14 protein-coding genes are annotated in these 13106 nt (G+C 42.4%); 5 read left to right on the top strand and 9 right to left on the bottom strand.

The features are described from left to right. Nucleotides 1-16 precede the first annotated feature (16 nt). The 5 genes from IEX80_RS23725 to IEX80_RS23705 all read right to left on the bottom strand — a co-directional run bounded on the left by IEX80_RS23725 (nucleotide 17) and on the right by IEX80_RS23705 (nucleotide 4229). A complete protein-coding gene (locus tag IEX80_RS23725; RefSeq protein ID WP_188834360.1) occupies nucleotides 17-1324 on the bottom strand; it encodes a carbohydrate porin in 1308 nt (435 codons plus the stop codon). Nucleotides 1325-1360: 36 nt separating this feature from the next. Then, a complete protein-coding gene (locus IEX80_RS23720) occupies nucleotides 1361-2011 on the bottom strand; it encodes an HD domain-containing protein (protein WP_188834359.1) in 651 nt (216 codons plus the stop codon). A 53-nt stretch (nucleotides 2012-2064) separates the two neighbouring features. Then, nucleotides 2065-2304, bottom strand: coding sequence for a helix-turn-helix domain-containing protein (locus tag IEX80_RS23715; protein ID WP_090530535.1), 240 nt, complete (start codon nucleotides 2302-2304; stop codon nucleotides 2065-2067). A gap of 251 nt (nucleotides 2305-2555) precedes the next feature. Beyond that, nucleotides 2556-3053 carry a hypothetical protein gene (locus tag IEX80_RS23710; protein WP_188834358.1) on the bottom strand — a complete coding sequence of 166 codons (498 nt, stop codon included), beginning with the start codon at nucleotides 3051-3053 and terminating at the stop codon, nucleotides 2556-2558. Further along, on the bottom strand, nucleotides 3054-4229 hold the full coding sequence (locus IEX80_RS23705) for a THUMP domain-containing class I SAM-dependent RNA methyltransferase (protein WP_188834357.1): 1176 nt from the start codon (nucleotides 4227-4229) through the stop codon (nucleotides 3054-3056). 87 nt (nucleotides 4230-4316) lie between these two features. On the opposite strand from IEX80_RS23705, the gene IEX80_RS23700 reads away from it, so the two are divergent. The 3 genes from IEX80_RS23700 to IEX80_RS23690 all read left to right on the top strand — a co-directional run bounded on the left by IEX80_RS23700 (nucleotide 4317) and on the right by IEX80_RS23690 (nucleotide 7530). Beyond that, nucleotides 4317-4685: a DUF3127 domain-containing protein gene (locus tag IEX80_RS23700; RefSeq protein WP_112651106.1), complete on the top strand. Its 369-nt coding sequence runs from the start codon at nucleotides 4317-4319 to the stop codon at nucleotides 4683-4685. A 222-nt stretch (nucleotides 4686-4907) separates the two neighbouring features. Beyond that, a complete protein-coding gene (locus IEX80_RS23695; RefSeq protein ID WP_188834356.1) occupies nucleotides 4908-6719 on the top strand; it encodes a sensor histidine kinase in 1812 nt (603 codons plus the stop codon). Between the two features lie 118 nt (nucleotides 6720-6837). Next, complete coding sequence (locus IEX80_RS23690) at nucleotides 6838-7530, top strand: response regulator transcription factor (RefSeq protein ID WP_090531325.1); 693 nt, start codon at nucleotides 6838-6840, stop codon at nucleotides 7528-7530. 137 nt (nucleotides 7531-7667) lie between these two features. Here the strand turns inward: IEX80_RS23690 and IEX80_RS23685 are convergent, their stop codons facing one another. The 3 genes from IEX80_RS23685 to IEX80_RS23675 all read right to left on the bottom strand — a co-directional run bounded on the left by IEX80_RS23685 (nucleotide 7668) and on the right by IEX80_RS23675 (nucleotide 10107). Beyond that, entirely contained in the window at nucleotides 7668-8135 is a 468-nt protein-coding gene (locus tag IEX80_RS23685; protein WP_176625358.1) for a phosphatidylglycerophosphatase A family protein, read from the bottom strand. 184 nt (nucleotides 8136-8319) lie between these two features. Continuing rightward, a complete protein-coding gene (locus tag IEX80_RS23680) occupies nucleotides 8320-9141 on the bottom strand; it encodes a TerC family protein (RefSeq protein WP_176625360.1) in 822 nt (273 codons plus the stop codon). A 3-nt stretch (nucleotides 9142-9144) separates the two neighbouring features. After that, entirely contained in the window at nucleotides 9145-10107 is a 963-nt protein-coding gene (locus tag IEX80_RS23675) for a hypothetical protein (RefSeq protein WP_090530557.1), read from the bottom strand. A 552-nt stretch (nucleotides 10108-10659) separates the two neighbouring features. On the opposite strand from IEX80_RS23675, the gene IEX80_RS23670 reads away from it, so the two are divergent. Further along, complete coding sequence (locus IEX80_RS23670; protein WP_188834355.1) at nucleotides 10660-11241, top strand: RNA polymerase sigma factor; 582 nt, start codon at nucleotides 10660-10662, stop codon at nucleotides 11239-11241. Further along, entirely contained in the window at nucleotides 11238-11744 is a 507-nt protein-coding gene (locus IEX80_RS23665; RefSeq protein ID WP_188834354.1) for an anti-sigma factor, read from the top strand. The genes IEX80_RS23670 and IEX80_RS23665 overlap by 4 nt, the downstream gene beginning before the upstream one ends. A 400-nt stretch (nucleotides 11745-12144) precedes the next feature. Here the strand turns inward: IEX80_RS23665 and IEX80_RS23660 are convergent, their stop codons facing one another. Next, on the bottom strand, nucleotides 12145-13050 hold the full coding sequence (locus tag IEX80_RS23660; protein WP_188834353.1) for an SDR family oxidoreductase: 906 nt from the start codon (nucleotides 13048-13050) through the stop codon (nucleotides 12145-12147). Nucleotides 13051-13106: the final 56 nt, after the last annotated feature.

Below are 13106 nucleotides of genomic sequence, written 5' to 3'. Positions count from 1 at the left end.
CGAGGCCTTTTTATGTTTAAAACTCCACATGCGCCCTTAGCGAAAAGACATTTACCGGTCCCCTGTCCTTATTGTAGGCGGGGTTTAGCAAAAACTGGTAACCGGGTGTAAGCCAGAACTTTTTTTGATATGCGTTTATTTTATAATCAAGTTCGGCAATAAATTCGGTGCCGTAATTAAGCTTGCCATCGCCTATGATGAAACCGTAGCCGCCGGTTGCAAGATAATCACGATGGGCATTTGAGATGCCGTTGGCTACAAAAGCCAGGCCCAGTTCGTCATCGCCGCGGTTCCATGAACTTCCTTTAAGTACACCGCCAAAACTCAATGAACGGTCAATCTCTGTAAAATACCATGTTTGGGTTTTACCATCATTATAACTCACTTTGGCAAATACCCCAAAATCTTTGGTCAGATATTGGTCGGCGCTGATGCCGAAACCATATTTGTGCCTGCCATAAGCTTGTGTGGTATCAACATTGGGGGCAACAGGGCTTTGCGCGATTGCCAGGCGATAATCTCCCATTTTGCCATTATTACGGAAACCTAAGATCCTGAAGGTACCTTTTTGGCCGTTAAGTGTATAGCGTTTTTCGTATTCTAAGGTCTGGGTGTTTGCTTTACCAATTTTTTGATCCCAAATGGCGCCGTTGGCGGTAGTGGTTGACATAGTAAAGGCGAAACGCAAAGTCCAGTTAGGTTGCCCTAATTCGGTATGGATCCCCATAACATACCCGCGGGTATTGGCGGGATAATCCCATGCACCGTTATCCATTAAGCTCCAGTTCATGAACTGCGTACGCGGATCATGGCTAAATTCATTGCCGTCATAAAAATCGGCCATACCAAATTTACCTACGGTAACCGAAAAGTAACGCTTGCTTTTTAAACCGGCTAACTGGTTGGCATCATCGCTAATGGTGTCTTTATCCTTGCCCCATTCAAAGTTTTGGGTAAAATATAAACGGGCGATGTAGATCTTCGGCTCTGCGCCGCCTACACGAAAAGTTTCGCCATTAGGGAAACCTGCCGCACCCAGCGTTTTGCTCAGGCCCGATCCACCCGAAAGCTCGGGGTTAAAATAGGCTTCGGCGCCTTTCCAGAGCCTTGCACCGCCAAAAAGCGTAGTGGTAATTGAGCTTTGTGTTTCTTCTTTGGTAAGTAAACTGTTATCGCCATTATAATCGGCATGAAACGATGGTTTGTATTGAGTAATTACCGTTTGCTGGAAATGGAAGTTGAACCGCTGACGTTTAACTGTATCCTGCGCCAAAGCGGCGGCGGTAATTAATACGGGTATTATAGTAAGTATAAGTTTTTTCATGGGCTGTCAATTTTGGCGCAAAAGTAAGCTTTCGCGTTAACTTGAACCACATTCATCAAAAAACTGTTTTAAATAATCTTCCATAAAAGCGTGCCTTTGCGCGGCGAGCGCTTTGCCGGCAGGCGTATTCATTTTATCCTTAAGTAATAATAGCTTTTCGTAAAAGTGATTAATAGTTGGTGCGGTAGTGTTTTTATATTCTTCCCTGGTCATGTTAAGGTTTGGCGGGATTTCGGGATTGTACAATTCGCGGCCTTTAAAGCCTCCATAGGTAAAAGCGCGCGCAATGCCGATGGCGCCAATAGCATCCAGCCTGTCGGCATCCTGTACTACAGCCAGTTCGGGCGAATGAAAGGAGGGTTTATCAAAGCTGGCCTTGAACGACATATGCCTGATGATCTGCTGCACGTGCTCAGTAACACCCGTATCAACATTCATGCTTTGCAGGTAATTGCCAGCAGTACGCGGGCCAATCTCTTCATCGCCGTTATGAAACTTACTATCGGCAATATCATGCAGCAGGGCAGCAAGTTCAACTATCAGCTGATCGGTTTTTTCTGTTTGGTTGATGAGTTTCGCGTTTGTCCAAACGCGGTGAATATGCCACCAGTCGTGACCACCTTCGGCATCCCTGAGGGTGTTGCGCACAAAATTTGCAGTGGCTTCAATGAGTTTATTGTGTTCCATCTTTTGCAAAGATACTAAGCAAAAGACAGAACAATGGGGTTGTGTATAAAACGTTAAGCAGCGGCTATTTTTTCTGTATCGATGAGTTCGACAACTTCAATCTCCAAAATAGCAGCGATCTGAAAAAGCCTTTCCACGGTTATTTTTGTATAGCCTAACTCTATTTTGCTATACGCGTTTTGCGATATACCCAGCTTGGCTGCAAGGTATTCCTGGGTGTAATTTAGTCCCTCCCTGGTATGCCTTATGTTAGCAGCTATGGCCTTGATCTTTAAATTTAGCATATCTTTCATCCATTTACATATTAATTCGTTTATAAATAACGAAAATAATGGGGTTATGGATTTCAAAATTTTTAATTTTTTTAATGGCTAACCAATTGAAAAGCTGATATTTTATACTTTTTTAATTAAAAATTAATAACCCTTTATAAAAGCCCGTATAAATACATAGGTTTTAACAACCATACTAATTAATAATAAAGACAAAAAAAAGCGACAGGCCGCAAAGTCTGTCGCTTTCAAATTCCTTTTTATTAAAAAAACTACTCGCTTAAATTGTAACTAACAATTACCGTGGGCAATAAAGTAGCCGTTTCAAGCGGTACCTGGTTATAAGATATGATTGGCTTGCGTTTGCTGTAATAATCAAATGCCGCCTTTATAGTAGCATTGCTTGTATTTGCCGGCGCATTAAAGTTAATGGAAAACGGCAAAATAAAATCATGCAGTTTTTCATGATCGGGGATGATCCATTTATGATTTGATTTTTTTAGCGCCTCAATGATGGGTACTACCAGTACGGCATCATCCGCATAGTAAACAATTATTTTTTTGATCAAACCTTTTTCATCAGCGGTAAATTTAAACACCGCTGTTCCGCTTGCTTTCTTTTTAATGATTTCGGGTGATACAACAAGACTGTCTTTAAAAAAGCGGTTCATAATAGGACTACCGCCCTGAAACGGAAATGCTAATTGCGCTTGTGCCTTAACCAGTACTGATGATAAAATAAGTGTTATAAATAACAGGATCTTTTTCATTTAATTTTCTTCTTTCGGTTCGCGTTTGCTGCCCTGGTATAATTCATACTCAAACAAGCGGCAATCAAGCTTACCATTATAAAATTCAATTTTTCGGGCTGCCTTCAGGCCTATCTTTTTGGCCAGGTCGGGATTGCCCGTAAAAACGTAACCATTATACCCAAGGCATTTCTTTTTCATAAAATCGCCCATACGTTTATAGGTGATCTCCAGCTTAGTGTGTACGCCCAAACGCTCACCGTATTCGGGATTAAACATTACAACACCAGTTTCTGCCGGAACCTCGGTATCTTCAAAATCACAAACGGCAAAATCGATCAAATGTTCTACGCCGGCTGTCCTGGCATTTTTGCGGGCGATGTCAACCGCGTCTTCAGAAATATCCGTAGCGATGATTTTAAAGCCGGTTTCTTTTTTGGATTTATCTTTCAATGCTCGCCGCTCTGCAAAAAATACCGTTTCGTCATATCCTAAAATATGCATAAAAGCATAATTCATCCTGAACAAACCCGGCGACTTATCTGTAGCCAGCAATGCTGCTTCAATAGCCAGGGTACCCGAGCCGCACATAGGGTTAATGAATGTGCTTTTCATATCCCATTTGGTAGCCATAATGGTTGATGCTGCCAAAGCTTCGAGCATTGGTGCTTTACCCGGTATTTTACGGTAACTGTGCTTGGCCAGTGTTTCGCCCGATGTATCCAGGAAAATTTCGGCGCGGTCATCCTGCCAGTAAAGATGTACCAGCGTTTTATTAACCTCCGGGCCAGAGTCGGGCCTGATACCTTTAATGGATTTGATCCTGTCGGCAATAGCATCCTTTACCTTTACGTTGGCAAACAGCGGTGTAAGGATGTGTTCGTTATTTACGTTTGATGATACCGAAAAGTAACCGGTAAAATCAATCAGCTTTTCCCACTCGATGGTTACCAGCTCTTCGTAAAGCTCTTTCGGGTCGCGGGCGGTAAAAGTTTTTAACGAATACAGTACCTGACTTGCGCAGCGCAGGTTCAAATTAAGCGGAATAGTATCTGTAACGGTACCTTTTAGTTCGACCCCGGTAGGGAAAACGCGGACCGGCTCATAGCCTAAAGCTTCAACTTCCCGTTGCAGGTAGGTTGAAAGCCTTTTGTTACATGTAATTATGATTTTACTTTCGGTGTGGAAAACTTGCATATTAATTCGGTAAAATTAAGAATTAAAAAGCCCCTATTTTAATTTCTTACTATTAACTTTACATTTTAAATTATTTGAAGACTAATTATGGAAGTTAAAGGTAAGGTACATGAAGTGTCGGCCACTCAGCAAGTAACCGATTCACTTAAAAAACGCGAACTTATACTTGAATATATTGAGAACCCTCAATACCCTGAATATTTAAAGTTTGAAGCTATACAGGATCGTTGCAATTTACTGGATAACGTGAAGGTTGGGGATGATGTAGAGGTTTCTTTTAATCTTAAAGGTCGCCCGTGGACAGATAAAATGGGTAAAAAAACCTATTTTAACTCATTGCAGTTATGGAGAATTACTCCGCTTGCAGCTGCTAACAATGCAACGGCTGCTCCGCAATACGCAGCACCTTCAGCTGATATCAGCTCATCGGCCGATGATGACGATCTGCCATTCTAATAAAATAGAGAAAAGCTTGAGTAAAATATTTCAAAAGGCCCTTTAACAGGGTCTTTTGTTGTTTATAGGTTTCCCGTTATAACCCGCAGCCTTAAACAGACATCTCACTAATTGATACAATAAAATATTAAGCAGCAGAGTTTTAAATTGAATGCACATTTGTTAAATTTTGTTAAATGCAATTTTTGTGTGCGGATTTAGGATAATTTTGTTTGTTAATAAATGAAGAAAAGGAGCATAGGTTTAATTATTGGCTTAATGAGCTTTGCGTTGCTGGGCGTTATGGCTATGCAATTTTATTTTCTGAGGCAATCTTACCAGATGCAGTCCGATTCGTTCGATCGCCAGGTGAGGGAGGCTATGAACAATGTGGTAGATAAGGTTACCCGCCAGGATGCGAATAACTTTTTGAAAACCAAAACCCAGCAAGCTACCATTAGCACCGATAATGAAGAACAGGACATCGGCACAATAAAAGTAGCGGGAATACCAAAAACAAAAAAACACTCATCTGCCCGCGAAAAACGGATTGCTTTACTGCGCGATAGTTTGCAGCGCATGATCCAGCGTAAAAAAATGGATGATGAGCTTAACGGCTTACTACAAACAGAAGGTACGGTTGATTTTAAAGTACGTGTTGAAGAATATACAGACGAGTTTGGTGTAGTACATGAGCAACTTACACCCGAAATAGTGCATACCCGTATTACCCGCAGGGTAGGTCATCCTAAAAAGCTTCATAAGTATGATACCCTGAGGTACGTCTACGTCGACCCTCAGTTTGGCAAACAAATGATCTCGGTACCGCGCATCAATCCGTTGTGGGTACAGGAACAAACCCGTAAGCAAAAGGAACGGCAGGTTCAACAAATAAAAAAAATGCTGGAGACCGATTCGCTTGAAAAGGCTAACAGTTTGAGCAATAAGCCCACCGTTATTGAGAACCTGGCCGAAGAATACCGTAAATCGGGCGAACCGTTGAATAAACGGATCAACCCTTTCTGGATAGATTCGTTACTGCGTTTTGAGCTTCATAACAAAGGCATTTTTCTGCCTTTCAGCTATGAAGTAACAACTGCCAACAGCGACTCGCTCATATTTTCAAATGCCAGCGACAGCCAGGGCGAAAAGTTGCCTGTGTTTGTAGCGGCAAATACTTATCAAACCCCTATTTTCACCAAAGAGGTGATCAACGACCCCGGAAAGATCAGGCTTTCGTTTCCGCAAAAAAACTCGCTGATCTTAAGCAATATGACGGCTACTATGGCTACAACCGGCGGCCTTACCATGGTGCTGATCCTTTGTTTCGGCTACACTATCTTTTCGATATTGAGGCAGAAAAAGATCTCGGAAATGAAGATCGATTTCATTAACAACATGACCCACGAGTTTAAAACCCCGGTGTCAACCATCATGATTGCCAGTGAAGCTTTAAGGGATAATGAAATTGCCGAAGATAAAAGCCGGGTAGCCCGTTTAGCGAACATCATTTTTGAAGAAAATGCCCGTTTAGGCAGCCATATCGAGCGCGTATTAAACATTGCCCGTATTGAACGCAATGACTTTAAACTGGAGAAAAAGCCGGTTGATGTGAACGAGATGGTGAGCATAGTGCTTGATAGCATGGCGCTCAAATTGCAAAAATGCAATGCTAAAACCACACTGCACCTTGATGCCGAAAAAGCCTATATCATTGCCGATGAGCTGCATTTTTCGAACGTATTATATAACCTGGTTGATAACGCCATTAAATACAGCAACGAAGCGCCTGATATAACTATAAGTACTTTTGTTAAAAACGGCCAAATTGTTATTAAAGTAGCTGATAAAGGTATAGGCATGAGCCGCGACCAGCAATCAAAAATATTTGAACAGTTTTATCGCATCCCTACCGGCAACGTGCACAACGTTAAAGGTTTTGGGCTGGGCTTAAGCTATGTTAATACCATAGTAAAACGCCTGAATGGCACCATAAGCGTGAAATCAGAAAAAGAGAAGGGCTCGGAGTTTGAGCTGAAGTTCGCAGTGGCGTAGATCTACGAGTCGGAAAGTCGGGATGCCCGAAAGTCCGTAAGATAAGCTCAGCCTATCTCCCGACATGATTAAAGAACTTCCGGACTTTCCGACCTCGGACTTCCGGACTAAAAAACATATGAAGAAAATACTACTGGTTGAGGATGATGCCAATTTGGGCCTGTTACTGCAAGACTACCTGCAATTGAAAGGTAAGTTTGACGTGGTTTTATGTAAGGATGGCGAAGAAGGCCTACGCGCCTTTACCAAACAAACATATGACTTGCTGATACTGGATGTGATGATGCCTAAAAAGGATGGCTTTACACTTGGTAAGGATATCCGTAAGATCAATGCCCAGGTGCCTATTATTTTTGCGACGGCCAAAGGCATGATTGAAGATAAAACCCAGGCCTTCAATTTGGGGGGAGATGATTATATCACCAAGCCTTTCCGTATTGAGGAGTTATTACTTCGTATAAATGCCCTGCTAAAACGTACGGATAATATCGGCAAAAAGGAAGAGGAGAAACAAACCTCCTTTAAAATTGGGAAATATACTTTTGATTATACCACTCAGATGATCATGACAGCAGACAACCAGCAAAAGCTATCTACCAAGGAGGCTGAATTACTGCGCTTGTTGTGTGTACATAAAAACGAAGTGCTTACCCGCGAAGAAGCCCTGCTGAACATCTGGCATGATGACAATTACTTTAACGGTCGCAGCATGGATGTATTTCTGAGCAAGATCCGTAAGTATCTGAAAGATGACCCTAACGTGGAGATCATCAACGTACACGGACGAGGGTATAAGCTGCTGATTAACTGAACTCAGGGTTAATTTTTGTTTTGAAAAAATTATTTGTGTGATATAAGCCTCAAGAGGGCTTAACCAAGTTAGCTATGTAACCACATATTTGATTTTATAGGTTAGGAAGATGAAATCCCACAAATCCGCTCCTTTCACTAATGTGCTCCAAATTTCATCCACACAAAATATCCAATCCAAAGCAGGATATTGGAGTAAACGCCAGCCAGCACATCATCCATCATTACACCCAAACCGCCGCCAAGATCTTCCATTTTGCGTACGCCAAGCGGTTTCACAATATCAAAAAAGCGGAACAATACCAATCCGGCTAAAAGGAAATATAAGTTGGCAGGGATAAAAAGCATAGCTATCAGCATTCCGGCAACCTCATCAATTACCACACGCGAGCTGTCTTCGCCCCAGTCGGGTTCAACCTTATTGCCTACAAATACGCCAAGCGCGGTGACAAATATGGTAATAGCCAACAGGTACCAGGGATTTTGCAAAGCCGGACTTTGCCACAGCAGCCAGATAAAGCCACAGGTAACTATAGCGGCGTAAGTACCCCCACCTTTTAAAAAGCCGATGCCGAAAATGGACGCTATTGTTTTATTTAAGAACATTTAATTTATATATCAAGTCATTAATGTTTTATTCCCTCCCCGGGGAGGGTGCGGCTGGCGGTATTGTGGCAGGGAGGGGTTTATCCGCTTTGCAAAATCATACAAAGTTCAGGAAACCCCTCCCTACACCCTCCCAAAGGCGTTTTTTACTGCTGCCTGCTGCTAACTGCCACTGCCAACTGAACTACTGTTTATCCAGCACATCCTCTGCCGCTTCCGCAACTTCTGGTTCAATAGTATGTCTTTTTGGGAAGTTGAACAGCAATGACGTAAGTACAGGGATAATAAATAAAGCCACAGTAAACACCGAAGTGAAAATATCGGCGCTTTCTCCTTCCATCATTTTTGAAAATCCGGCTTCAGGGTAAAAGTGGACGTATAATGATGAGGCCAGTTTAATGCCCAGCACACCAATCACTATAAATGCCACTGTTTCCAGGAAGGTAAATTTCTCCATCAGTTTCACGAAAGCCTGGGCAACAAATCGCATAGCCAGGATCCCGATAAACACGCCAATATAAATTAACATCTTATGGTCGGTAAAAGCAACAGCCGCAAAAACGTTATCAATAGAGAAGGCAAGGTCCATTAGCTCCACTAAAGCTATGGTTGCCCACAAATTACCTATCAAACCAACGGTTGAGCGGTAAAGCCAGTTTTTGTTTTTATCAACCGTTTCCTCTTCAGCATCGCCATCGGCCTTTTTCAGTTTGCCTTTAAAATAATTGAAGCTCAGGTATATCAAATAAAGGCCTCCAAGTGGTTTCAGCCACCAAACAGATACCAGCCATGCCGCTAAAAACAAACAAACACCCCGTAAAACATATGCACCTATAATACCATAACGTAGTGCTTTTTTACGCTGATGCGGAGGCAGGTCAAGTACCATAGTAGCCAGTACGGCAGCATTATCAACCGAGAGCAGGCTCTCAATAACAATCAGGTTTAGGACAATCAATAGGCCGGCCTTAAGGTCGGGGCCAAGCAGGTAATGTAAAAACTCCATAAATTATATAATATCGGTATTAAGCATTGCTTTTAAAATATTGGCCTGCACATCCACGTCGCTCAGGCTTTGTAAAAAGTTGATGTCGGCTATTTTTTTGTAGTTTTCGGCTAATAGGCTTTTTATTTCGGGCGGCATGTAAGCTTTCATGGTAACTACATCGCTTTGCAGCTTATCAATTTTGTCCTGCAGCTCATGCATCAGTTTTTCCCTTTTTGACAGATTGTTGTTATGCTCGATGCCCGAAAGCTTTGTAACATCGCAAAATAGGAATAAATTATTGGCAGGCGAAAATAAAAAGTGCCTGTCTTCATCCATAAATTTATACACTTCCAGTATCAGGTTACCGGCTTTTAACCCACAGTAAAACTCTGTACGGAACTCGCGTTTTAACAATACCCCCATCAGCTTACGCTGAATAGTAGCGTAGTTATTATGATAGGTATCATTATAGTTATGTTGCACAAGTTCATTATACAGCTCTGGAGTTATGTTATAAAAAAAATCGGAACCATAGCGCAGGCTGAAGGCATTGATATTTTTGGAGAAAGGATAATCGGTTGAGTTATCTGAAAGTACCTGGTAAAGCTTCCGCAACGAAAGGTTTACTTTCAGCGCCTGCCTTTGCCTGTCAATCTTGAAATCCTGCTCGGTGAGCACATTGTCGTCCATCTTATCAATCATCTCCCGGGTAAGCTGGATCTCGTCGAGCACAAGGCTTACATTGTTCTCGTTGTTCTTCTTGATCTTGCGGAGCAGGTCGACCAGACTGGTGGTAAATTGCACATGAAAAAGTTCCAGCTTGTTGATATCGATTTCGGGATTGGTTTCAAAAAGCTTGTGGATAACCTGTGTGCGCAGATAGATCTTGTAAATGAGCTCGTCTTCAAAAAATACCGACAGCAGTTGAAGCTTGCTGAGCATCCTGTTTGAGCTATTTAAAATATTTAGCCTGTTTTCATCCATCAACGTACAATATCCCTTTTATAAATGTAAAAATACAAAATTATGAGATTGAATGTTGGGGCGTATGTTACGAATCGGGTGTGTATTTGGATTATTGACCTTAGAGGGCACCGCTTTAATTGAACCCCAATTTGCGTTAGGGATTGAAGCGGATACAGGCCCGGAGCGTAATTCCTGCAGGCGTATGAGCGTAAAGCCCGGCCGCAGGCAACGCTATGATTGATTTCGGAGTTGGGATTTTCGAATTCGGATTTCTTTTAATATCATGCCTGAGCTAAATGAACTAAGGATTTTTTATTGGTTTAGCATTCGATCAATTATCAAATTCTGTAAATTCTGATTCAGACAATGGCGTTGCCTACGGACCGGGCTTTTCGTTGCAAGTCCTCACCTTTCCTGCCCGCAATCCTAATACGCGCTGCGGGCTTTCCACTGCAATCCCTAACGCGCCACACACACAATCCCTGATACCAATCTATTCCCATCAAAATAAATTATATTTACATAAAGGTGTAACCTGATCTGTAAAAGTATGGTCACAGGGGTTATATAATGCAGAGCAAGCTTTCAGATATCGAACTTATTGAGCAAACCCTGGCTGGTAACCAGTTCGCGTACGCTGATTTGGTTAAGCGGCACCAGCGTTTTGTTTTTACGCTGGCCCTGCGTTTTGCAAAGGGCCGGGAAGATGCTGAAGAGATTGCGCAGGATTGTTTTGTGAAAGCGTACCGCTCGCTGGCTTCGTTCCAGGGGCAGTCAAAATTCAGTACCTGGCTGTATAGTATAGTTTATACTACAGCCATGACATTTTTAAGAAAAAAACGGGTGGATACCCATTCGATTGATGATGAGGGTACGTTTGTACAGGTTGAGAACCATGAATCGGCATATGATACCAACAACGCAGAAAACAAATCGCGGTCATATTACCTGAACCAGGCAATTGAGCAATTACTGCCCGATGATGCCACTATTATTACCCTTTTTTATAAGGGGGAGCAATCGTTAGAAGAAATTGCCCAAACAATGGGTATTGAAACAAATACCGTTAAGGTTAAACTATTTAGGGCACGCCAGCGTTTGAAAGAGAAGCTGGAGCGCAATTTAAAACACGAGGTGAAAGAACTGATATGAACACCATCGAAGAAAAACTTTGGAACTATATTGATGGTACCTGCACACCGGCTGAGCAGGAAGCCATTTCCCGGCTTATTGAGGAAGACGAGTTGTACAAACAAAAGTACACAGAGCTGCTTGTGCTAAACCAGGAGTTTGCCGGCCTGGAACTTGATGAACCATCAATGGCCTTTACCTATAATGTAATGGAGGCTATCAGGGCAGATCAGGCACTGGCACCTCTAAAATCAACTATAAATAAAAAGATTATACTGGGTATTGCGGCCTTTTTTGTGCTAAGCATATTGGCCCTGCTGGCAATCACCCTTTCAAATGTCCAAATTTCAGGAAATCCGTTCAGTGTTGTAAACATTAAACTACCTGCAGATTTAAAATTGCCTGCAGCCAACGCCATTTTCAATAGCGCTTTCATGAAAAGTTTTTTCGTGTTTGATGTAATTTTGGCGCTATTTTTAACTGACAGTTATCTGCGTAGAAAAAAAGCTGCAAAAGAGGCATAAAGTGTTCACTTTTCTGTATGCCAATAAAAATCACGGTGTCTTTTTGACACTTAATTGCACACTTTTTGTAAAGTAAATTCCCTTTTAACCTATTGTTAATGTATCAACAAGGATACATTAACAAAAAATTTAAAAAGTTTCCAATTTTGGCACAGGGATTGTAATAACAAGTGCGAACTGGTAAACTTACCGGTTTAATTGTGATAAGGTTTAGGTTGAAAGTCTCCCGACGCAAGGTTGGGAGGCTTTTATTTTTTAAAGGCAATCTATTCCTCAAACTCAGGATTAAGCAATCAACTTAGGGGTGAATAATAAGAGTATTTGTTTACCCAATAAATAAACGCACAGAAGCCGCCGTAAAAGTATACGATGGCTTCTGTGCTTTGAGCAAACTAAAAGTTTAATCAATGTTATTCTTGAAATAACCAGCGGCTCCGATATCAGCAATTAAACCGGTAGCTTGGGGCTGCCAACCTAAAACTGCGCGTGTTTTTTCGCTGGATGAAGGGCAGCCCAATGATGCAAAGTGTAAAAACCAGCCAAAATGTGCCGCCGCTTCATCACCTGTTTTACTCAGTACAGGCAAATGCAGACCCAGACCAATTTCTTCGGCAATTTCACGAAATGCGATACCTTCTTCAGCTACGGCGTGAAACACACGAAGCTCAGGTTGCTTTTCTATGATCAGGCGATATAGAACCGCGGCATCTGAACGGTGAACGGCAGGCCAGCGATTGCTCCCTTCAGCTATAAAGGCCGATTCTCCTTTTTCCCGGGCCATATTAATGATCATCGGTACAAAACCATGGTCGCCCTCGCCATGCACACTCGGCGGCAGGCGCACCGTATAAACTTTTACACCTTTTGCCGCCGCGACCGCGGCGGCCTCCTCTGAAGCTACGCGCGGAATAACATCTGATCCTGCAGGCGGCGCGTCATCTTCGTTAACCAGCCGGCCATAATTCAAAAGCCCTACTCCGGAGGTAATAACTAAAGGTTTACTTGTTCCGGCCAGTGCATCGCCCAGAGCTTCAATTACCTTCCGGTCGGCCTCACAATTGGCCTTAAACTGTGAAAAATCATGATTAAAGGCCGTATGGATTACAGCATCACACGCCGCGGCGCCTTGCTGAATAAATTTCAGGTCGTTGATATCGCCACGGTATACTTCGGCACCGGTTGATGCCAATTGTTCAGCGCCTTTATCTGAACGGACAAGGCCAAGCACCTCATGGCCTGCCCCTAAAAGTTCTTTTACTATTGCTGAGCCTACAAATCCTGAGGCTCCGGTTACAAATACACGCATAAGTCAATGATTTTATTTGATCCAAAATTCTCCAATAAAATCCCGCTAAAGATGGT

It is taken from the genome of Mucilaginibacter rubeus (genome assembly GCF_014643835.1).
GTDB classification, from domain to species: domain Bacteria; phylum Bacteroidota; class Bacteroidia; order Sphingobacteriales; family Sphingobacteriaceae; genus Mucilaginibacter; species Mucilaginibacter rubeus.
The sequence above is the reverse complement of the archived record's forward strand: the minus strand, read 5'-3'. Positions and strand labels throughout refer to the sequence as shown.